Source organism: Pseudomonas sp. GW822-FHT02D10, from assembly GCF_058802345.1.
This window is the reverse complement of the sequence record NZ_JBXAOB010000002.1, coordinates 38,177-57,783: the sequence shown is the minus strand read 5'-3', so window position 1 is coordinate 57,783 and position 19,607 is coordinate 38,177. Positions and strand designations below refer to the sequence as shown.

The following is a 19,607-nucleotide window of genomic DNA, read 5'->3' as shown; positions in this document are numbered from 1 at the left end:
CATGGCCAAACCTGGATTTCGCCTCGCGCTGTTTGCCACCTTGCTGGCACTGATTGTCGTATTGCTGGGCGCCTATACCCGGCTGACTCACGCTGGCCTTGGTTGCCCGGACTGGCCGGGTTGCTACGGTTTTATCAGCGTGCCGAAGAGCGAAGCCCAACTGGCCCATGCCGAGCTGCATTTTCCGGACACCCCGGTGGTTGCCCACAAGGGCTGGAACGAGATGATTCACCGCTATTTCGCCGGCACGCTTGGCTTGTTGATTGTGTTGCTGGCGGCGCGTGCCTGGACCCACCGTCATCATCTGGATCAACCCCTGAAGCTGCCGTTGTTCTTGCTGGCGGTGGTGTTCGCCCAAGCAGCATTCGGCATGTGGACGGTTACCCTTAAACTCTGGCCGCAGGTGGTGACGGGGCATTTGCTCGGTGGTTTTGCGACCTTGAGCCTGCTGTTTTTGCTGACTTTGCGCTTGTCCGGCGTATTGCCGGCGCTGATCGTGCCGCGACGTTTGCAGTACTGGGCGACGGCCGGGTTGCTGCTGGTGATCGGGCAGATTGCGCTGGGTGGTTGGGTCAGCTCCAACTATGCGGCAGTGGCCTGTATCGACTTTCCCACCTGCCACGGTCAATGGTTGCCGCCTGCCGATTTCGCCAACGGTTTTCACCTGAGCCAACACATCGGCCCCAATTACCTCGGCGGGCAGCTCGACAGCGATGCGCGTACGGCGATTCACCTGACTCACCGCATTGGCGCTTTGCTGGTCACGCTGGTGCTGCTGGGGCTGGCCTGGCAGTTGAAGGTTGTCGGTATGACCCGGCTTGCCGGGCTGGTGCTGGTGGCCTTGGCGGCGCAGATCACCTTGGGCATCAGCAATGTGCTGTTTCACCTGCCGTTGCTGGTGGCCGTCGCCCATAACGCGGGTGGCGCGGCGCTGTTGCTGACGATGGTGCTGGTCAATTATCACGCACGAACCAGCCTGGTTCGAGTCAGGCAGCAGGCGCCCGGGCGCTGGCGTTTCAGCCCGCGTAAACACACGGCCGGGCCCATAACAATAAAAGGAGAAATGCCATGGCGACTCTGATCGGCGAACGTCACCAACAAGCGATCTGGCGTGACTATCTGGAGCTGACCAAGCCGAAGGTCGTGGTGTTGATGCTGATCACCTCGCTGGTCGGCATGTTCCTGGCCACGCGTGCCGGGGTGCCGTGGACGGTGCTGGTGTTTGGCAACCTGGGGATCGGCCTGTGCGCGGGCGGTGCGGCGGCGGTCAACCATGTGGTGGACCGGCGGATCGACGCGGTGATGGCGCGCACGCACAAGCGGCCACTGGCCGAAGGCCGGGTTTCGCCCGCCGCTGCACTGACCTTCGCGCTGTTGCTGGCGGTGGCCGGGCAAGCCTTGCTGCTGGCCTTCACCAATCCGCTGACCGCCTGGCTGACCCTCGCCTCGCTGCTTGGTTACGCGGTGGTCTACACCGGCTTTCTCAAGCGCGCCACGCCGCAGAACATCGTTATCGGCGGGCTGGCCGGCGCCGCGCCACCGCTGTTGGGTTGGGTCGCCGCCACCGGGCATGTCAGCGCTGAACCGCTGCTGCTGGTACTGATCATCTTCGCCTGGACCCCGCCTCACTTCTGGGCACTGGCGATTCACCGCAAGGAGGAGTACGCCAAGGCTGATATTCCGATGCTGCCGGTGACCCATGGCGAGCATTACACCAAGATCCACATCCTGCTTTACACCTTCGCCCTGCTGGCCGTGAGCTTGATGCCCTATGTCATCCACATGAGCGGCCTGCTGTACCTGATCTGCGCCCTCGGGCTGGGCGCGAGGTTTCTGCAATGGGCCGTGGTGCTGTACCGTGGCACTCAGCCGCACGCGGCGATCAACACCTTCAAGTACTCTATTTACTACTTGTTCCTGCTGTTCATCGCCCTGCTCGTAGACCACTACTTGTTGTTGAACCTATGACTCGAACCCAGAAAACCGTCTTCATTCTTGTTGCCCTGATCGCGCTGGTCCTGGGGCTGACCGTCAACAAAGTACTGTCTGGCAAAGGCCAGGGCGACCCGACTGCGCTGATCGACGCGGGGATCATCCTGTTGCCGCAAAGCCGCAACCTGCCGGACGTGCAGATGACCAACCAGGACGGCCAACCGGTCACGATCAACGCGTTGAAAGGCAAATGGAGTCTGCTGTTCTTCGGCTACACCTTCTGCCCGGACATCTGCCCGACTACGCTGGCGCAACTGCGGCAGATCAAGAGCGAGCTGCCAGCGGATGCGGTCGACAAGTTGCAGATCATTCTGGTCAGCGTCGACCCGAATCGCGACACCCCCAAGCAGCTCAAGCAATACCTGGGCTACTTCGATCCGCAGTTCATCGGCCTGACGCCGGCGTCGGTCGAAGATCTGCAAAAAGTCGCTAATGCGGTGAGCATTCCATACATCCCGGCGGATACCAGCAAACCCAACTACACCGTTGATCACAGTGGCAACCTGGCGGTGATCGGGCCGGACGGCATGCAGCGCGGGTTCATTCGCGCACCGTTGAACAACACGAAACTGGTGGCCCAGTTGCCGGTGATGCTCAAGCGTCAGTAAACACCCCAAAATTAATGTGGGAGCGAGCTTGCTCGCGATGGGGCCATCACTGTCAACATCGATCTTGAATGTCAGTCCGCTATCGCGAGCAGGCTCGCTCCCACAAGGTCAGTGTTTCAGGCATAAAAAAACGGGGACACAGTGATTGTGTCCCCGTTTTGTTTTACATCAGCAGATCAGAACGCCGGCAATACCGCGCCTTTGTACTTCTCCAGAATGAAGGCTTTCACTTCCGGGCTGTGCAGGGCAGCAACCAGTTTCTTCATCGCGTCGCTGTCCTTGTCGTCCGGGCGGGCGACCAGGATGTTCACGTAAGGCGAGTCTTTGCCTTCGATCACCAGCGCGTCCTTGGACGGATCGAGCTTGGCTTCCAGCGCGTAGTTGGTGTTGATCAGCGCCAGGTCGACCTGGGTCAGCACGCGCGGGATGGTCGCGGCTTCCAGTTCACGGAATTTCAGGTCTTTGGTGTTTTCGGTGATGTCCTTGACGGTCGACAGGATGTTTTTCGAATCCTTCAACTTGATCAGACCGGCCTTCTCCAGCAGCAACAGCGCGCGGCCGCCGTTGGTGGCGTCGTTCGGGATCACCACGTTGGCGCCGCCTGGCAGTTCAGCGAGGGTCTTGTACTTGCTGGAGTAAGCACCCAGTGGCTCCAGGTGTACACCGGTAACGCTGACCAGGTTCGTACCTTTGGCCTTGTTGAATTCATCGAGGTACGGCTGGTGCTGGAAGAAGTTGGCGTCCAGGCGTTTCTCGGCAACCTGTACGTTTGGCTGCACGTAGTCGGTGAACACCTTGACCTTGAGGTCGACGCCTTCTTTGGCCAGTGCCGGTTTCACGAATTCCAGGATTTCCGCGTGCGGAACCGGGGTAGCAGCGACGGTCAGGGTTTCAGCGGCCTGAGCGGAGAACGCTGCAACGGCAGCGAACGCGACGAGTAGTTTTTTCATCCAGCAAACTCCTTGTGAGGCGCCCTTCCGAGCGCCCGCCAGCCGTGGCCGGCGATTGCATTTATTTTCGGGAAAAGTGCACCACCAGCTTATCGCCGACGGTTTGCAGAACCTGGACCAACACCAGCAGCAACACCACGGTCACCACCATCACGTCAGTCTGGAAGCGTTGGTAACCGAAGCGAATCGCCAGGTCACCCAAACCACCCGCGCCGACCACACCGGCCATCGCCGTGTAGGACACCAGCGTAATCGCGGTCACCGTGATCGCTGCGAAAATGCCTGGGCGGGCTTCCGGCAGCAGCGCGTTGATGATGATCTGGCGGGTCGTCGCGCCCATCGCCTGGGTCGCTTCGATGATGCCGCGATCGACTTCACGCAGCGCGGTTTCCACCAGGCGGGCAAAGAACGGCGTAGCACCGACTACCAACGGCGGGATCGCACCGCCGACGCCCAGCGAGGTGCCGGTGATCAGTACGGTGAACGGGATCATCACGATCAGCAGAATGATGAACGGCAGCGAGCGCAGGATATTCACGATCAGCGACAGCAGCGCGTAAATGCCTTTGGCTTCGAGCAACTGGCGCGGGCTGCAGAGGAACAGCAACACGCCCAGCGGCAGGCCGAGCAGGACGGTGAACAACAGCGAACCGCCGAGCATCAGCAGGGTGTCACCGGTGGCGAGCCAGATTTCGAACCAGTCGATATTGGCGAAGAAACTCATCAGGGCTTCCATTAACGCAGCACCTCCATGTGGACGTCAGCCGCAGTGAAGCGGGCAAACGCCGCGTCCATGTCGCCGCCGGTGACCGCCAGGGTCAGTTGCCCGTAGGGGACGTCTTTGATGCGATCGATACGACCGGCGAGGATGCTGTAGTCCACACCCGTTTCGCGGGCGACGGTGCCCAGCAACGGCGCGTAGGTAGCGTCGCCCTGGAAGGTCAGACGCACGATACGGCCCGGCACGTGGGCGAAGTCGTCGCGTTGTTCGCTTTCGTCGATCTGCTCGTCTTCCTGAACGAAGCGCTTGGTGGTTGGGTGCTTCGGGTGCAGGAACACGTCGGCCACCGGACCTTGCTCGACGATGACGCCCGCATCCATCACCGCGACCTGGTCGCAGACCCGGCGAATCACGTCCATTTCATGGGTGATCAGCACGATGGTCAGGTTCAGCTCACGGTTGATCTCCGCCAACAGTTGCAGGACCGACGCCGTGGTTTGCGGGTCGAGGGCGCTGGTGGCTTCGTCACAGAGCAGGATTTTCGGCTTGGTCGCCAGAGCGCGGGCGATGCCGACGCGCTGCTTCTGGCCGCCAGACAGTTGCGCCGGGTACTTTTTGGCGTGGTCGGACAGGCCGACACGCGCGAGCAACTCGGCCACGCGTTGCTCGATCTCGCTGCGCGACAGTTCACCGGCCAGGGTCAGCGGTAGCGCGACGTTGTCGGCAACGGTCTTGGAGGCCAGCAGGTTGAAGTGTTGGAAGATCATCCCGACTTGCTGACGGAAGCGGCGCAGCGCATTGGCATCCAGCGCGGTGACTTCTTCGCCGTCGACGATGATCTTGCCGCCGCTGGAGTCTTCCAGGCGGTTGATCAGACGCAACAGGGTACTTTTTCCCGCACCGGAATGACCGATCAGGCCGAACACCTGACCGTTCTCAATCGACAGATTGGTGGGGTGCAGCGCGGGAATATCCTTACCGGCAACGCGGTAAGTTTTATGGACGTTTTGAAACTCGATCACGTAGCGAACCTTGTGGGGCGCGTTAGAAAAGGATCAGCGGTTAGCCGGGCGGGCATTTTAGCTTGTCCGTATAGAGGTTCTTAGCATTTATTTCGCATTCATCCAGTCATTTGGAAATAACGCGATCAAAGGTCATAAACAAGAAAAAGATCGCAGCCTGCGGCAGCTCCTACACCGGTCCGTAGGAGCTGCCGAAGGCTGCGATCTTCTCTTTTATGGCTTGCGCGGCGTCAGAACCATCTGTGCCGGGACATTGCGCAGAATCTGCCGTTCGATCTTCAGGTCGAAGTCGGCATCAAGCTTCTTTACCCGCTTGGTCAGCAGCGTGGCCAGCCACGGGTAATCCTCGGTGCGCGGCGCCTGGAGGCTGACGTTGCACTGGAAATTCACCACATCGCTGGCAATCGCATCGAGTTGCCGACGCAGTTGCTTGCTATCGGTGATGTTCAGCGCAACGGTGGTGCTTTCAGCGGCGGGGTCGATCACCTTGGCGACAGGTTTGGCTTCGGCGGCCTTGAGGGCGGCCTCGGCCTGGTCCAGTTCGGCTTTGCGCGCATGGCTGATGGCATTGTTGACGCCACCGGTCAGCGCCGGGGCTTTGGGCATCAATGCACGGGCCCGGCTCAGGGCCGTGGCGGCAGCATTCACGTCGCCTTTTTGTAGCACGATCTGGCTGCGTTGCAAGTAGGCTTCGGCGAGTTGCCGTTGATATTGCTCCAGCGACTGATCGTTGGGCGATTCGGCCTGCAAGGCGGCCAATTGATCTTCGGCAGTGGCCAGTTCACTGCTGGCCAGGCTTTGCTCCAGCTGCGCGATCGCCATAGCCCGTGCGTCCGGGACCTCGGGGGCTGGCGGCGTGCTTTGGCAGGCGCCAAGTAGCAGCGAAAATGCAACAAGGAGCAGATAACGGGAGGCGAACGGCTTCATTCCTGCGACTCTCTGATTGCGCAAAAAACGAGCAAGTCTACACCCCTCGACGGGGCAGGACAAAACTCAGCAGAAACAGCGCGGCAGCAGCCACCACAATCGATGGGCCGGCTGGCGTGTCCTTGAACCACGACAGCGCCAGGCCGCCGCAGACCGCGAGTATACCGAGCAAACTCGCGCCCAAGGCCATCTGTTCTGGAGAGCGTGCGTGACGTTGTGCCGCAGCCGCCGGGATGATCAACAAGGAAGTAATCAGCAGCACGCCGACGATTTTCATCGCCACCGCGATCACCACCGCAATCAACAGCATCAAGGTCATGCGCAATGCTGCTACCGGCAGGCCTTCAACCGTGGCCAGCTCTTCGTGCACGGTAATCGCCAGCAATGGGCGCCATAGCGCCACCAACAGCAGCATGACTGCCGCGCTGCCGCCGAGGATCCACGAAAGATCGGTCGGGCTGATTGCCAGCAAGTCGCCGAACAGATAGGCCATCAGGTCGATCCGCACTTCATGCATGAAGCTTAGTACCACCAGCCCCAGAGAGAGCGTGCTCGGTGCAAGAATCCCCAATAAGGTGTCGGAGGCCAGCGGCTGGCGCTGTTGCAAGGTCACCAGCAACACAGCCAGCAACAGGCAGCCGACGGTGACCGCGATGGTCGGGCTGACATCCAGCAGAAAACCCAGCGCCACACCGAGCAGCGCCGCGTGGGACAGGGTGTCGCCGAAATAGGCCATGCGCCGCCAGACCACGAACGATCCCAGTGGACCTGCGACGGCGGCCAGGGCCAGGCCTGCGAGCAGGGCGTACAACAGAAAATCAGCCATGCTTGCAGCCATCTCCATGAACGTGGGTGTGAGCGGCCGGTGCCGCGCTGACGACCGAGCCATGCAGGTTGTGGGCGTGGTCGTGATGGTGGTGGTAAACCGCCAGGCTCTGCGCGTTCTTGCCGAACAGCTCGACGAACGCCGGGTCACCGCTGACCTGCTCGGGATGCCCGGAGCAGCAGACGTGGCGATTGAGGCAGACCACTTGGTCGGTGGTGCTCATCACCAGGTGCAGATCGTGAGAAACCATCAACACCCCGCAACCGTGACGGTCGCGCAGGCGGGTGATCAGGCTGTAGAGCTCGGCTTGTCCGGCGACGTCGACACCTTGCACCGGCTCGTCGAGCACCAGCAGCTCGGGCTCGCGCAACAGGGCACGGGCCAGCAACACGCGTTGCATTTCGCCGCCGGAAACGCTCTGCACCGGGCTGTCGATCACCTGTTCGGCACCGACTTCCTTGAGCGCCGCCAAGGCGCGCGCACGGTCCACACCCGGCACCAGGCGCAAGAAGCGCAGCACCGAGAGCGGCAAGGTCGGGTCAACGTGCAGCTTCTGCGGCATGTAGCCGATCCGCAGTTTCGGCTTGCGCCAGACGCTGCCGCTGTCGGGCTTGAGCAGGCCAAGCACAGCGCGGACCAGTGTGGTCTTGCCGGCGCCGTTGGGGCCGATCAGGGTGACGATCTGTTTCGGCTCGACGCTCAGCTCAATGTTGTCCAGCACGCTTTGCCCGGCAAAGGTCACCGTAACCTGATTGAGGCGGATCAACGCAGTGCTCATCAAGCCCCCTGGCAGCCCGAGCAGAGACCCACCACTTCGACGGTCTGGCCTTCGACCACAAACCCGACTTCGCCGGCGCTGTGGATGATTGTGTCGCTGATGGATTGCTGTTCGAGCTCGATGGCCGCATGGCATTTGCGGCAAATCAGGAATTGGCCCTGGTGGACGTGCCCCGGATGATTGCAGCCAACGAAGGCGTTGAGCGAAGAGATGCGATGGACCAGGCCGTTATCCAGCAGGAAATCCAGCGCGCGGTACACGGTCGGCGGCGCAGCGCGGCGGCCATCCTGCTCGCTGAGTACCGCCAGAATGTCGTAGGCGCCCAGCGGCTTGTGGCTTTGCCAGACCAATTCCAGCACCCGCCGACGCAACGCAGTCAGGCGCAAGCCCTGACGTGCGCAAATGACGTCGGCCTCGGACAACGCGCTGTGCACGCAGTGAGAGTGGTCGTGGGGACGGCTGGCTAGCGGTGTTTTAGGCATGAGCGGCGACGAGTTTTGTGAGAGACGTTATTATGTTACCCGTTCTCGCCTCTTTGAGTGGTCATCGTGTCCAGACTTTTTGCCATTTTTGTCACATTTACTGCCGGTTTGTTTGCAATCAGCTCCGCTGATGCCGAGGTGAGCGTGATGACCAGTATCAAACCCCTGCAGCTGATTGCTGCTGCGGTGCAGGACGGCGTCGGGGTTCCCGAGGTGTTGCTGCCGCCGGGTGCGTCGCCGCATAACTATGCCTTGCGCCCTTCCGACGTACGGAAAGTGCAGTCGGTGGATTTGCTCTACTGGATAGGTCCGGACATGGAAGGTTTCCTTCCGCGCGTGCTCAAAGGTCGTAGCCTGCCAGCGGTTGCTGTGCAGGACCTGCCAGGCTTGAAACTGCGCCGTTTCGCGCAAGACAGCCACTCCCACGCGGAGGAAGCTGACGAGCACGATCACGACCACCGCCCCGGCAGCCTCGATGCTCACCTTTGGTTGTCGCCGGTCAATGCGCGGGTGATCGCGGCAAAAATCGCCACTGACCTCAGTGCTGCCGATCCGGCCAATGCGCCGCGTTATCAGAGCAACCTCAAGGCGTTCGATGAGCGCCTGGACGCGCTGGATCTGCGCTTGAAAGCGCGCCTGGCGGGTGTCGCAGGCAAACCTTACTTTGTGTTCCACGAAGCGTTCGATTACTTCGAAGACGCCTACGGCCTCAAGCACACCGGCGTGTTCAGTGTTGCTGCCGAAGTGCAGCCAGGTGCCCAGCACGTTGCGGCAATGCGCTCGCGCTTGCAGGAAGTCGGCAAGACCTGCGTGTTCAGCGAACCGCCGTTGCGCCCACGATTGGCCGAGACACTGGTGGCCGGTTTGCCGGTGAAACTGGCGGAGCTGGATGCGTTGGGTGGTTACACGCCGGCGACGGCTCAGGGCTACGAGCAGGTGCTGGAGAAGTTGGGGAATGATCTCGCGGGTTGCCTGGAGTCGCTTTAACTCTGGGATATGCATCGCCTCCATCGCGAGCAAGCTCGCTCCCACAGGATTTTCGCTGTCCATGTGGGAGCGAGCTTGCTCGCGATGCTTTTAGAGGGCGAACGGCAACGGCGTGCTGACGTGCTGACGCTGCGCCAGGCGCTGCTGAAACTCCATCGGATCGTGAATCAGCACATCCTGCCCGGCAAAGGATTCGGCGGCGATCAAGCGCGATAGCCAGAACCGCACACACGCCACCCGCAGCATGGTCGGCCACAGCTCGGCCTCGGCGGCGGTGAACGGACGCAATGCCGCATAAGCCCCCAGCAATGCCCTCGCCCGTGGCCCGTCAATCAAGCCGTCTTCGTCCGAGCACCAGTCATTCAGGGCAATCGCCACGTCGTAGAGCATCGGGCCTGAACAGGCGTTGTAGAAGTCGATCAACCCGGTCAGGTGCGTGCCTTCGAACATCGCGTTGTCGCGGAACAAGTCAGCGTGGATGTTGGCCCGAGGCAGCGCCAGGATTTTGGTCTTCTGCTCAGTGATTTCGTTCAAGGCGCGTTGCAGCAGATTGCTTTGCGCGGCATTCAGGTGCGACAGCAGCTGTGTGCCTTCTTCGAGCATCCAGTCGAGGCCGCGATCGGTTTTGCGCTTGATCATGTGGTCTTTGGTTGCCAGGTGCAGGTGCCCCAGCAACTCACCGACTTGCGCGCAATGCTGTGCGTTGGCGTCCTTGATGTGCTTGCCGGCCAGCCGTGGCTGCAGCAGCGCGGGTTTGCCGGCCAATTCGCGCAGGGCGATGCCGTCGGTAGTACGCAACGCGTAAGGCACCGGCAGGTTGGCGTCATGCAGCACGTCGAGCAGCTCGATAAAGAACGGCATCTCCTGCACGGGGCCGCGTTCAACCAGGGTCAGGACAAACTCGCCCTGCTCCAGGCTGATAAAGAAATTGGTGTTTTCGCTACCGGCGGCAATCCCCTGGAAATCAAGCAGGCGGCCGAGCCCATAAGGGGCGAGAAAGGTTTCCAGCTCGGGCCGAGCCAGGGGGGTAAACACAGACATGGTTAAAAACTGCTCAGTTCGGGCGCCGCGGTTGAGGCAGCGCCGATTAAAGTTAAGAAACTACTTCCACGTAAAAATTTCCCACGCCGGGATCAGCATATCCGGCTGATCCGAGCGGATATAGTTTGCATCCGTTCCGTCCGCCCGTATCAGAAAATACGGTTTCCCGCCTTTCGGGGTGACCTTGATCGCGTATACGAAGCCGTTCTGGCGGTACTCCTGAATGACTTTGTCACCTTCAGTGTGGATGGTGACTTCCGGTTCTGGCGTCGGTGCATCGTCGGCTGCCATGACGGCCAGGGGAGTCATTGCAAAGAAGCCAGTCAGCAACAGGCGATTTAGTGAGCGCATGATAACCTTGTCCCTTTGTCGTCAACGGTCCCGCTATTCTAGCGCCGGACCCGCCGAAAAGGTTGATCCTGCTCATGAGCCAAGCCCCCCTCGTCCTGGTGGACGGTTCTTCTTACCTGTACCGCGCCTTTCACGCGCTACCACCGTTGACCACCTCCAAAGGCCTGCCGACCGGCGCGGTCAAGGGCGTACTGAACATGCTCAAGAGTCTGCGCAAGCAGTACCCGGACAGCCCGTTCGCCGTCGTGTTCGATGCCAAGGGCGGGACATTTCGCGATGACCTGTACGCCGAATACAAAGCCAACCGCCCAAGCATGCCCGACGACATGCGCGTTCAGATCGAGCCATTGCACGCGAGCGTGATCGCCCTGGGCTTTCCGCTGCTGTGCGTCGAAGGCGTTGAGGCTGACGACGTCATCGGTACGCTGGCCCGCAGCAGCGCGGCGGCTGACCGTCCGGTGGTGATCTCTACCGGTGACAAGGACATGGCGCAGCTGGTCGACGGGCACATTACCTTGGTCAATACCATGACCGGTAGCGCGATGGATGTGGCTGGCGTGAAGGAGAAATTCGGCGTCGCTCCCGAACAGATCATCGATTATCTGGCACTGATGGGCGATTCCTCCGACAACATTCCAGGCGTGCCGGGTATTGGTCCGAAGACGGCATCCGGCCTGCTGGTGGGTGTGAACGGCGGCCTGACCGAGCTCTATGCGCAGCTCGATATCGTTCCGACCTTGCCGATTCGTGGCGCTAAAACGCTGCCGGCCAAGCTGGAAGAGCACAAGGAGATGGCGTTCCTCTCCTATCAACTGGCGACCATCAAGGTCGACGTACCGCTGGACATTGGTCTCGACGACTTGCACCTGGATGAGCCGGACCGTGAAAAGCTTGCCGAGCTCTATACCCTGCTCGAGTTCAAGAGCTGGTTCGAGGAGCTTCAGCGTGACGCCAAGCGAGCGGGCCAGGACGTGGTGGCGGCGGTTGAAGAAGCCGTGGTCGGCGACGATGGGCCCAAGTACACCACGATCCTCACCCAGGCTGATTTCGACATCTGGCTGAAGAAGCTGCAAAACGCCAAGCTGTTCGCCTTCGATACCGAAACCACCGGCGTCGACGCGCAGCAAGCGCAACTTGTCGGGCTGTCGTTTGCTGTACAGGCCAACGAAGCGGCCTACATCCCGCTGACCCACTCCTACATGGGCGTGCCGGATCAGTTGGATCGTGACACGGTGTTGCGCGCGCTGAAACCGATTCTGGAAGATCCGAGCAAGCTCAAGGTCGGCCAGCACGCCAAGTTCGACATGAACATCCTGGCCAACTGCGCCATTGGCGGCGATCAGAGCTGTGGCATCACGGTGCAAGGCATTGCCTTCGACACCATGCTTGAGTCCTACGTGCTGGATTCGACAGCAACCCGTCACGACATGGACAGCCTGGCGCTCAAGTATTTGGGCTACACCACCACCAGCTTCCAGGACATCGCCGGCAAGGGCGTCAAGCAACTGACCTTCGACCAGATCTCGCTGGAGCTGGCCGGGCCGTACGCCGCTGAAGACGCCGACGTGACGCTGCGTCTGCATCAGACCTTGCAGGAAAAACTCAACGCCATTCCAAGCCTGAGCAAAGTCCTCAGCGAAATCGAGATGCCGCTGGTGCCAGTGTTGGCGCGTATCGAGCGCCAGGGCGCGTTGGTCGACGCCAACCTGCTGGGCATACAGAGCGTTGAACTGGGCGACAAGTTGGTAGCTCTCGAACGTGAGGCGTTCGCCATCGCCGGTGAAGAGTTCAACCTCGGTTCGCCGAAACAATTGGGCGTGATCCTGTACGAAAAACTCGGGCTGCCGATTCTCAGCAAAACCGCCAAGGGCCAGGCTTCAACCGCCGAAGCGGTGCTGGCGGAACTGGCCGAGCAGGATTACCCGTTGCCCAAAGTGCTGATGCAGTACCGCTCCTTGAGCAAGCTGAAAAGCACCTACACCGACCGTCTGCCAGAGCAGATCAACCCACGCACCGGGCGGATTCACACGTCTTACCATCAAGCGGTGGCAGCGACCGGTCGTTTGTCTTCCAGTGATCCGAACCTGCAGAACATTCCGATTCGTACCGCCGAAGGTCGACGGATTCGTCAGGCGTTCGTCGCGCCAAAGGGCTACAAGCTGCTGGCGGCGGACTATTCGCAGATCGAGCTGCGGATCATGGCCCATCTGGCCAAGGACGAAGGGCTGTTGCATGCGTTCCGCAACGACCTGGATGTGCACAAAGCCACCGCTGCCGAGGTGTTCGGGGTTGAGCTGGCGGATGTCACCACCGATCAGCGGCGCAGTGCCAAGGCGATCAACTTCGGCCTGATCTACGGCATGAGCGCGTTTGGCCTGGCCAAGCAGATCGGCGTCGACCGCAAGCAGTCCCAAGCCTATATCGACCGTTATTTCGCCCGCTATCCAGGTGTGCTCGAGTACATGGAGCGCACCCGGGCCCAGGCGGCAGAGCAGGGGTTCGTCGAAACCATTTTCGGTCGTCGCCTGTACCTGCCGGACATCAACGCGAAAAACCCGGCCCTGCGCAAAGGCGCCGAGCGCACGGCGATCAACGCGCCGATGCAAGGCACCGCGGCGGACATCATCAAGAGAGCCATGGTAGCGGTGGACAACTGGCTGACGACTTCAGGTCTGGACGCCAAAGTGATTCTGCAGGTGCACGATGAATTGGTGCTTGAGGTTCGCGAAGACCTGGTCGACCAGGTTCGTGAGGAAATTCGCGTTCACATGAGCGGCGCAGCGACCCTGGATGTGCCACTTTTGGTGGAAGTCGGCGTCGGAAACAACTGGGATGAGGCGCATTAAGCCGGTTTGAGGCGGGCTTGCCGCGGCATAGTGTCGCGGCAACTCGCACGCGAAGGGCTATTAGTTCGGAAAGTTCTTTGGGTTATTCCCAATAGGTTTTGAAACCAATCGGAACTAAATTCGTGAACCGCCACTCAGAGTTACTGAATGGGTGGTGAAGCCCTTCGATGCTCCTATGTTGTGTTAAGTGTTGGCAGATATCTGGACCCCGCCCTAGCGGTCCGGAAACTTAGACCCCGAATTTCTCCCTCCCCATACGAAATTCGGGGTTTTTTTTGCCTGAAAACTGCCTGTGGAACGATCATGCTGCGTTAAAAGCACGGCTCGAAATGCTCATTTAGGTCCCTAAACTCCGCTTTCGAGCCGTGCTTTTGCCTTGCCTGATCGCCCCACAGACAGTTTTCCGGATATCCCCAAAGCTTACTGAGCTTCTGTCTCGGCGCCCTTGTCTGCCAGTTCCATCCAGTTCGCCAATACCGTGTAGGCGTCTTCCAGGCCCAGGCGTTTTGGTGCCGAGAACAGCTGGATAGTCACGGTTTCGCCCCAGCCTTTACGGATTTCCGCCTGAACCTTGAGCAAGGTGTTCTTCGCTGCGCCGTAGGTCAGTTTGTCGGCCTTGGTCAGCAGAATGTGCATCGGCATGCCGCTGGCCACGGCCCAGTCGAGCATCAGCAGGTCGAAGTCGGTCATTGGATGACGGATGTCCATCATCAGAATCAAACCCTTCAGGCTCTCGCGGCTGCCCAGATAAGCTTCCAGGTGGCGCTGCCAGTGCATCTTCAACGGGATCGGCACTTTGGCGTAGCCGTAACCCGGCAGGTCAACCAAACGGCGTTCATCGTCTAGCTTGAAGAAGTTCAAGAGTTGCGTGCGGCCCGGGGTTTTCGAGGTGCGAGCCAGGCTGGCGTGAGTCAGGGTGTTCAGGGCGCTGGACTTGCCGGCGTTGGAACGCCCGGCGAAGGCCACTTCAAAGCCTTCGTCGTCGGGGCATTGGTCGACTTTGGCGGCGCTGAGCATGAAGGTGGACTGTTGGCACAGACCGAGGATGGGGTTCTTGAGTTGCATGGGATTTCCGATGTGGGCGGTGCCGAGATTGGTCGCAAAGAGCAGCGTCGTTTCCGTTTCAGTGACGCCAGTATATAATGCCGCAGATTTTGTGTGCGCTTTGTCCCAGCGTAGGATGAAGTTCACGAGAGCGATTGACCTTGATTGCGCACTAGAACGCAGCACGCTCTCAACCCTGAAAAGGTCGTTTTATGACGAAATGGCTGCTAGCTACCGGTATCTTGATGCCGCTTTACAGCGCTCAGGCTACACAGGATCCGGAAGCTGTGTACAACCGTGTTTGTGGAGCCTGTCATTCCGGCCAACTCCCAACGGCGCCTCAAAAGGGCGATAAGGAAGCTTGGGCGCCAAGACTGGCGCAAGGTATGGAGACGCTGGTGCAACACGTGACCCAGGGTTTCAAGGCGATGCCGCCGCGTGGTTTGTGCATGGACTGCAGTGCCGAGGATTACTCAGCAATCATCCAGAGGATGAGCGAGTGATTCCGGTCCATAACTCTTTAACCCTTAGCCGTAGTTGGATTAGCTGATGAACAAATTGATCGTGAGTCTGCTGTTGACCCTGGGGATCTCCGGCATTGCCCATGCTGCAGGTGATGCGACTGCTGGTCAGGCGAAAGCCGCAGTATGTGGCGCCTGTCATGGCCCGGACGGCAACAGCATGGCGCCAAACTTTCCAAAGTTGGCGGGGCAGGGTGAGCGTTACCTGAACAAGCAGCTGCACGACATCAAGTCGGGCAAGCGCACCGTTCTGGAGATGACCGGCCTGTTGACCAACCTGAGTGATCAGGACCTGGCCGACCTCGCTGCCTACTTCGCCAGCCAGAAAGGCAGCGTCGGCGCAGCAGACCCGAAAGTCGTGGCTCGCGGTGAAGAATTGTTCCGCGGCGGCAAACTGGATCAGGGCATGCCCTCATGCACCGGTTGCCATTCGCCTAACGGTGCAGGCAACGCTGCTGCTGCCTTCCCGCACCTGGGTGGCCAACACGCTCAATACGTCGCCAAGCAACTGACCGATTTCCGTGAAGGTAACCGTACCAACGACGGCGACACGAAAATCATGCAAAGCATCGCGGCAAAATTGAGCAACAAGGACATCGAAGCGGTGTCCAGCTACATTCAAGGCCTGCACTAAGGCCGGTTGAGCGGGCGTTGCGCAAGGTGTTGATCTCGCGCAATGTTAACGCTCGATTAATCCTTCGATGCAAGCATAAAAAGGGTGGCTTTGGCCGCCCTTTTTTGTGGCCGCTGCCGTTACACTAGACAACTAATGCCCGCCATGATCTGCCGGAAAACAGGTCGCGCGAGGCGAGCCAATTTGTTCAGGAGTAAAGCATGCGTAATCTGATTCTCAGCGCCGCACTCGTCACTGCCAGCCTGTTCGGCATGACCGCCCAAGCTGCCGAACCGCTTGAAGCCGGTAAACAATATGTCGAGTTGAGCAGCGCCGTTCCGGTGGCTGTGCCTGGCAAGATCGAAGTCGTGGAACTGTTCTGGTATGGCTGCCCGCATTGCTATGCGTTCGAGCCGACCATCAACCCATGGGTTGAAAAACTGCCTGCCGACGTGAACTTTGTACGTATTCCGGCCATGTTCGGCGGTATCTGGGACGTACACGGTCAGCTGTTTATCACCCTGGAAGCGATGGGCGTGGAGCACAAGGTTCACAAAGCCGTGTTCGAAGCGATCCATGGTGGCAAGAAGCTCGCTACCCCGGAAGAAATGGCTGAGTTCCTGGCCGGCGTAGGCGTCGACAAGGACAAGTTCCTGAGCACCTACAACTCGTTCGCCGTCAAAGGCAAAGTTGAAGATGCCAAGAAAAAGGCTCAGGCCTATCAGATCTCTGGTGTACCGACCATGGTCGTCAACGGTAAATACCGCTTCGACCTGGGCACTGCCGGTGGTCCTGAAGGTACCTTGAGCGTGGCCGATCAGCTGATCGCCAAGGAGCGCGCCGCTAAGTAAGCGGCGCACGCCATGCGACGCTGGGGTACTGAACGTCTCGTTGGCCTGCACGACCCGCAGGTCAACGAGCATCATCTGGAATCCTCGGGCTTGCCCGCAGACAGCCGTTTGCGTTTGCTTAGTTTCAACATCCAGGTCGGCATCAGTACCGAGCGTTATCGGCATTACCTGACCCGTAGCTGGCAGCATTTGCTGCCGCATACCGGGCGAGCGGATAACCTGCAAAAAATCGGCAATCTGCTGGGCGACTACGATCTGGTCGCTTTGCAGGAAGCCGATGGCGGCAGCCTGCGGTCAGGCTACATCAATCAAGTCGAACACCTGGCCCAACTCGGCGCCTTCCCCTACTGGTATCAACAACTCAATCGCAACCTCGGTCGCCTCGCTCAGCACAGCAATGGCGTGCTCAGCCGTTTGCGCCCGTGGGCGATTGAAGATCATCCGCTGCCCGGGCCCAAGGGCCGTGGTGCGATTCTTGTGCGGTTCGGTGAGGGGCCGGAGGCGCTGGTGGTGGTGATGATGCACCTCGCGTTGGGGGCACGCGTGCGGACAATGCAACTGGCCTATATTCGCGAGTTGATTGGCGACTACAAACATCAAGTGTTGATGGGTGACATGAACACCCATGCCAGTGATCTGCTGCAAACCTCTCCCCTGCGTGACCTCGGTCTACTCGCGCCACAAGTCGAAGCGACTTTCCCCAGTTGGCGCCCGCAACGCTGTCTGGACCATATTCTGCTCAGCCCTACGCTGACCCTCGAACGGGTCGAAGTGCTGGCACAACCGATTTCCGATCACCTGCCGGTCGCGGTAGAGATTCGTCTGCCGGGTTCGCTCACGGCCGATGCATTGCCCGCGTTGAGTCCTGCCCTTCGCGGAACCCCTGAATGAGCGACGAAGCACAGCGCTGGAAAGAGAAATACCTCAAAGGTATCGAACAGCAGGAAAAGCTCGAGCGCCGCTGGGATGCCCGCCTTGACTTGCTGCGTCGTGGTTTGGTGCGCAGCACGCTAGCGGCTGAGGGCACCGACCGCGCGGTTGACCAGTGCATGAAGGAAATGCGCGAAGTCATCCGCACCAACGATATGGACGCAGGGCTGGCCGCATTGCTGCCGCGCCTGGAAAAAGCCGTGCTCGACTCCGAGCAGCGTCGCGAGACCCGGGTCAATCAAGTCAGCGCTGCGTTGACCGCCCTGGTCAGTCAGCTCCAGGCCTTGCCGTTGCCGCGCGAGATCAGCCGCCCGCTCAAGACGTTTGCCAAGCAACTCGACGGACGGGTCAGCCAGGCACGTGAGATCCCTCTGTTACTCGGTGAGCTCAGTGGTCTGCAAGGTCAGGCGCTGAGCCTGCTGGAAAACCCCGCCGAGCCAAGCCGCCCAGGTTTGCTGCAGCGTTTGTTTGGCGGTCGAGATGCGGATGCTCAGGCCGCAGAAGCCGATGCGTTTCAACACGAAGCGTCTACCCCGAGCCCTGTTGAGCAAGCGCCGGTACCTGCTGTAGAGGCGACACCTTGGCTGGTGCATAAATCACCGACGCCGGCGCCGATCCAGGTTGTTATGCCAACGGTGCAGGAAGTCCCGGTACCGACTGCGCCAGTGTCGCACGCGGTGATTGCGACGCCTGCGCCGGCGGCACCTCAGCCGGAAGAAACCAAGCCATCACCTGAAGTAGTGGCTTTTGTGCCTCCAGTGCTTGCCGCCGAAGCGCCGAGTACCCACGCGCAGGTAGCGGATCAAGATCTGCCTGATGCGGATACGCTGCAAGAGTCGCAGGCTATTTCGGTACCCAACCCGACGACGGCTTCCGACTCCATGGTGATCAATCCCGACGAGTTGACGTCCGTTGTCCCTCCATCGGGCGATGAAGCCTCGCTGTTACTCGGCAGCGTTCCACTCCCATCGGCGATGGCAGAAGCGCCGGCAGCTCTGGAGTCGGAACAACCAGAGCAGGATATTCTGTACGCACTGCCGGATTCGCCGGAACCGTCTTACAGTTCGGTGGCCAAGCACATCGAAGACACGTTGCTGGGTCTGCTGGACGACTTGTCATTGCCCGAGCGTCACCGACCGCAAGCCGAGGCGATGCGAGATCGGCTACAAAATGGGTTGAATTGGTACGAACTGCTGCCGATCCTCGATGACCTTGCAGTTTTGATGCTGGCGATTACCGACAGTGGCCAACATGAGTTCGAGGTTTACCTCAAGCAGCTCAATGAGCGACTGGAATCCTTCCAAAGCAACCTGCAAGCCGCCAGCGAGGGACATGCCGACAACCGCTCTGCGGCGCGGGAGATGGATACGCAGATCCGTGAGCAAGTCGATGGCCTACAGAGCAGCATGCAGGACGCTGCGGATCTGGAAGGCCTCAAGCATGTGCTGGAGAACCACCTTGAAGGTCTGCTCGGCACCATGGATCAGCATCAAAAGCAGCGCGATGAGCGGGAGCAGGAGGTTGCGGCACGCCTGCAAGGCCTGGCCGAGCGGGTTGCGAGCATGGAGCAGGAAGCTCAGGGCTACCGCGAACACCTTGAAGAGCAGCGCCAGAAAGCCCTGATCGATCCGCTGACCGGCTTGCCGAACCGGGCGGCCTGGGGCGAGCGTCTGGAACACGAGATCGCCCAGTGGCAGCAACACGGCAACTCACTGTTGCTGGCAATGCTCGATCTCGACCACTTCAAGCGCATCAACGATAACTACGGCCACCTGGCGGGTGACAAAGTGTTGAAGATCATCGCCAGCGTCCTGCGCAAGCGCCTGCGCGGTACAGACTTCATCGCCCGTTTCGGTGGTGAGGAGTTTGTCTTGCTGGTACCCAACACCCCTTTGGCGGTCGGCGCCAAGTTGGCAGAAACCCTGCGCTCGGCTATCGAAGCCTGCCCGTTTCATTTCAAAGGTGAGCGCGTGACGATCACCGTTTCCATGGGAATGACGGCGTTCAAGGCGGGAGAACACAGTGATTTAGTGCTGAAAAGAGCCGATCAGGCGCTGTACCGGGCAAAAAACGCCGGCCGCAACCGAGTGGAGCTGGGCTGACTACAATTGATCCAT

20 protein-coding genes are annotated in these 19,607 nt (G+C 60.0%); 10 read left to right on the top strand and 10 right to left on the bottom strand.

The genetic code is table 11. From position 1 onward, the window contains the following. The first annotated feature begins 1 nt into the window (after position 1). Genes AC1RPZ_RS03435 through AC1RPZ_RS03425 form a run of 3 tightly spaced genes read left to right on the top strand, consistent with a single transcriptional unit; the run spans position 2 to position 2,600 of the window. Positions 2 to 1,081 (top strand): COX15/CtaA family protein, encoded by a 1,080-nt coding sequence (locus tag AC1RPZ_RS03435; RefSeq protein WP_493134916.1) that lies wholly within the window; start codon positions 2 to 4, stop codon positions 1,079 to 1,081. Continuing rightward, positions 1,069 to 1,968: a heme o synthase gene (gene cyoE, locus AC1RPZ_RS03430; RefSeq protein ID WP_493134914.1), complete on the top strand. Its 900-nt coding sequence runs from the start codon at positions 1,069 to 1,071 to the stop codon at positions 1,966 to 1,968. The genes AC1RPZ_RS03435 and cyoE overlap by 13 nt, the downstream gene beginning before the upstream one ends. Then, on the top strand, positions 1,965 to 2,600 hold the full coding sequence (locus AC1RPZ_RS03425) for an SCO family protein (protein WP_493134911.1): 636 nt from the start codon (positions 1,965 to 1,967) through the stop codon (positions 2,598 to 2,600). Before cyoE ends, AC1RPZ_RS03425 begins: the two co-directional genes overlap by 4 nt. A 176-nt stretch (positions 2,601 to 2,776) precedes the next feature. Here the strand turns inward: AC1RPZ_RS03425 and AC1RPZ_RS03420 are convergent, their stop codons facing one another. The 7 genes from AC1RPZ_RS03420 to AC1RPZ_RS03390 form a co-directional block, all read right to left on the bottom strand. After that, entirely contained in the window at positions 2,777 to 3,550 is a 774-nt protein-coding gene (locus AC1RPZ_RS03420) for a MetQ/NlpA family ABC transporter substrate-binding protein (RefSeq protein WP_493134909.1), read from the bottom strand. A 61-nt stretch (positions 3,551 to 3,611) separates the two neighbouring features. Beyond that, positions 3,612 to 4,286 carry a methionine ABC transporter permease gene (locus tag AC1RPZ_RS03415; protein WP_493134907.1) on the bottom strand — a complete coding sequence of 225 codons (675 nt, stop codon included), beginning with the start codon at positions 4,284 to 4,286 and terminating at the stop codon, positions 3,612 to 3,614. Further along, positions 4,286 to 5,293, bottom strand: coding sequence for a methionine ABC transporter ATP-binding protein (locus tag AC1RPZ_RS03410; RefSeq protein ID WP_493134905.1), 1,008 nt, complete (start codon positions 5,291 to 5,293; stop codon positions 4,286 to 4,288). The genes AC1RPZ_RS03415 and AC1RPZ_RS03410 overlap by 1 nt, the downstream gene beginning before the upstream one ends. 213 nt (positions 5,294 to 5,506) lie before the next feature. After that, positions 5,507 to 6,220: a PA5502 family lipoprotein gene (locus AC1RPZ_RS03405; protein ID WP_493134903.1), complete on the bottom strand. Its 714-nt coding sequence runs from the start codon at positions 6,218 to 6,220 to the stop codon at positions 5,507 to 5,509. A 37-nt stretch (positions 6,221 to 6,257) separates the two neighbouring features. Next, positions 6,258 to 7,046, bottom strand: coding sequence for a zinc ABC transporter permease subunit ZnuB (znuB, locus tag AC1RPZ_RS03400; protein WP_019694475.1), 789 nt, complete (start codon positions 7,044 to 7,046; stop codon positions 6,258 to 6,260). Then, positions 7,039 to 7,824, bottom strand: a complete 786-nt coding sequence (znuC, locus tag AC1RPZ_RS03395; protein WP_493134901.1) for a zinc ABC transporter ATP-binding protein ZnuC — start codon at positions 7,822 to 7,824, stop codon at positions 7,039 to 7,041. Before znuC ends, znuB begins: the two co-directional genes overlap by 8 nt. Then, positions 7,824 to 8,306: a Fur family transcriptional regulator gene (locus tag AC1RPZ_RS03390; protein ID WP_493134899.1), complete on the bottom strand. Its 483-nt coding sequence runs from the start codon at positions 8,304 to 8,306 to the stop codon at positions 7,824 to 7,826. Before AC1RPZ_RS03390 ends, znuC begins: the two co-directional genes overlap by 1 nt. A 57-nt stretch (positions 8,307 to 8,363) precedes the next feature. Between AC1RPZ_RS03390 and AC1RPZ_RS03385 the strand changes: the two genes are divergently transcribed. Then, on the top strand, positions 8,364 to 9,293 hold the full coding sequence (locus tag AC1RPZ_RS03385) for a zinc ABC transporter substrate-binding protein (protein WP_493134897.1): 930 nt from the start codon (positions 8,364 to 8,366) through the stop codon (positions 9,291 to 9,293). A gap of 90 nt (positions 9,294 to 9,383) precedes the next feature. Here the strand turns inward: AC1RPZ_RS03385 and AC1RPZ_RS03380 are convergent, their stop codons facing one another. Together AC1RPZ_RS03380 and AC1RPZ_RS03375 are read right to left on the bottom strand one after the other, a co-directional pair. Next, the gene (locus AC1RPZ_RS03380) at positions 9,384 to 10,334 is read right to left on the bottom strand and encodes a homoserine kinase (protein WP_493134895.1); all 951 of its coding nucleotides are present in this window, start codon (positions 10,332 to 10,334) and stop codon (positions 9,384 to 9,386) included. Positions 10,335 to 10,394: 60 nt separating this feature from the next. Next, entirely contained in the window at positions 10,395 to 10,685 is a 291-nt protein-coding gene (locus AC1RPZ_RS03375) for a DUF2782 domain-containing protein (RefSeq protein ID WP_493134894.1), read from the bottom strand. Positions 10,686 to 10,759: 74 nt separating this feature from the next. On the opposite strand from AC1RPZ_RS03375, the gene polA reads away from it, so the two are divergent. After that, the gene (gene polA / locus AC1RPZ_RS03370; RefSeq protein WP_493134892.1) at positions 10,760 to 13,531 is read left to right on the top strand and encodes a DNA polymerase I; all 2,772 of its coding nucleotides are present in this window, start codon (positions 10,760 to 10,762) and stop codon (positions 13,529 to 13,531) included. A gap of 420 nt (positions 13,532 to 13,951) precedes the next feature. Here polA and yihA read toward each other — a convergent pair whose 3' ends face one another. Further along, positions 13,952 to 14,596: a ribosome biogenesis GTP-binding protein YihA/YsxC gene (gene yihA / locus AC1RPZ_RS03365; RefSeq protein WP_262111532.1), complete on the bottom strand. Its 645-nt coding sequence runs from the start codon at positions 14,594 to 14,596 to the stop codon at positions 13,952 to 13,954. A 191-nt stretch (positions 14,597 to 14,787) separates the two neighbouring features. Between yihA and AC1RPZ_RS03360 the strand changes: the two genes are divergently transcribed. The 5 genes from AC1RPZ_RS03360 (at position 14,788) to AC1RPZ_RS03340 (ending at position 19,592) form a co-directional block, all read left to right on the top strand. After that, entirely contained in the window at positions 14,788 to 15,078 is a 291-nt protein-coding gene (locus AC1RPZ_RS03360; RefSeq protein WP_493134889.1) for a c-type cytochrome, read from the top strand. A gap of 46 nt (positions 15,079 to 15,124) precedes the next feature. Beyond that, positions 15,125 to 15,730, top strand: coding sequence for a c-type cytochrome (locus AC1RPZ_RS03355; protein WP_493134887.1), 606 nt, complete (start codon positions 15,125 to 15,127; stop codon positions 15,728 to 15,730). 200 nt (positions 15,731 to 15,930) lie between these two features. Further along, a complete protein-coding gene (locus AC1RPZ_RS03350; protein WP_493134885.1) occupies positions 15,931 to 16,560 on the top strand; it encodes a thiol:disulfide interchange protein DsbA/DsbL in 630 nt (209 codons plus the stop codon). Positions 16,561 to 16,572: 12 nt separating this feature from the next. Then, on the top strand, positions 16,573 to 17,451 hold the full coding sequence (locus AC1RPZ_RS03345; protein WP_493134883.1) for an endonuclease/exonuclease/phosphatase family protein: 879 nt from the start codon (positions 16,573 to 16,575) through the stop codon (positions 17,449 to 17,451). After that, positions 17,448 to 19,592, top strand: a complete 2,145-nt coding sequence (locus AC1RPZ_RS03340; RefSeq protein ID WP_493134881.1) for a GGDEF domain-containing protein — start codon at positions 17,448 to 17,450, stop codon at positions 19,590 to 19,592. Before AC1RPZ_RS03345 ends, AC1RPZ_RS03340 begins: the two co-directional genes overlap by 4 nt. Positions 19,593 to 19,607: the final 15 nt, after the last annotated feature.

What these genes read in the sequence shown, in the direction of transcription:
- AC1RPZ_RS03355 (WP_493134887.1), top strand. Translation starts at nt 15,125, where the DNA reads ATGAACAAATTGATCGTGAGTCTGCTGTTGACCCTGGGGATCTCCGGC.
- znuC (WP_493134901.1), bottom strand. Translation starts at nt 7,824, where the DNA reads ATGAGCACTGCGTTGATCCGCCTCAATCAGGTTACGGTGACCTTTGCC.
- AC1RPZ_RS03375 (WP_493134894.1), bottom strand. Translation starts at nt 10,685, where the DNA reads ATGCGCTCACTAAATCGCCTGTTGCTGACTGGCTTCTTTGCAATGACT.
- AC1RPZ_RS03415 (WP_493134907.1), bottom strand. Translation starts at nt 4,286, where the DNA reads ATGGAAGCCCTGATGAGTTTCTTCGCCAATATCGACTGGTTCGAAATC.
- AC1RPZ_RS03420 (WP_493134909.1), bottom strand. Translation starts at nt 3,550, where the DNA reads ATGAAAAAACTACTCGTCGCGTTCGCTGCCGTTGCAGCGTTCTCCGCT.
- AC1RPZ_RS03405 (WP_493134903.1), bottom strand. Translation starts at nt 6,220, where the DNA reads ATGAAGCCGTTCGCCTCCCGTTATCTGCTCCTTGTTGCATTTTCGCTG.
- yihA (WP_262111532.1), bottom strand. Translation starts at nt 14,596, where the DNA reads ATGCAACTCAAGAACCCCATCCTCGGTCTGTGCCAACAGTCCACCTTC.
- polA (WP_493134892.1), top strand. Translation starts at nt 10,760, where the DNA reads ATGAGCCAAGCCCCCCTCGTCCTGGTGGACGGTTCTTCTTACCTGTAC.
- AC1RPZ_RS03345 (WP_493134883.1), top strand. Translation starts at nt 16,573, where the DNA reads ATGCGACGCTGGGGTACTGAACGTCTCGTTGGCCTGCACGACCCGCAG.
- AC1RPZ_RS03360 (WP_493134889.1), top strand. Translation starts at nt 14,788, where the DNA reads ATGACGAAATGGCTGCTAGCTACCGGTATCTTGATGCCGCTTTACAGC.
- AC1RPZ_RS03350 (WP_493134885.1), top strand. Translation starts at nt 15,931, where the DNA reads ATGCGTAATCTGATTCTCAGCGCCGCACTCGTCACTGCCAGCCTGTTC.
- cyoE (WP_493134914.1), top strand. Translation starts at nt 1,069, where the DNA reads ATGGCGACTCTGATCGGCGAACGTCACCAACAAGCGATCTGGCGTGAC.
- AC1RPZ_RS03435 (WP_493134916.1), top strand. Translation starts at nt 2, where the DNA reads ATGGCCAAACCTGGATTTCGCCTCGCGCTGTTTGCCACCTTGCTGGCA.
- AC1RPZ_RS03390 (WP_493134899.1), bottom strand. Translation starts at nt 8,306, where the DNA reads ATGCCTAAAACACCGCTAGCCAGCCGTCCCCACGACCACTCTCACTGC.
- AC1RPZ_RS03380 (WP_493134895.1), bottom strand. Translation starts at nt 10,334, where the DNA reads ATGTCTGTGTTTACCCCCCTGGCTCGGCCCGAGCTGGAAACCTTTCTC.
- AC1RPZ_RS03340 (WP_493134881.1), top strand. Translation starts at nt 17,448, where the DNA reads ATGAGCGACGAAGCACAGCGCTGGAAAGAGAAATACCTCAAAGGTATC.
- AC1RPZ_RS03425 (WP_493134911.1), top strand. Translation starts at nt 1,965, where the DNA reads ATGACTCGAACCCAGAAAACCGTCTTCATTCTTGTTGCCCTGATCGCG.
- znuB (WP_019694475.1), bottom strand. Translation starts at nt 7,046, where the DNA reads ATGGCTGATTTTCTGTTGTACGCCCTGCTCGCAGGCCTGGCCCTGGCC.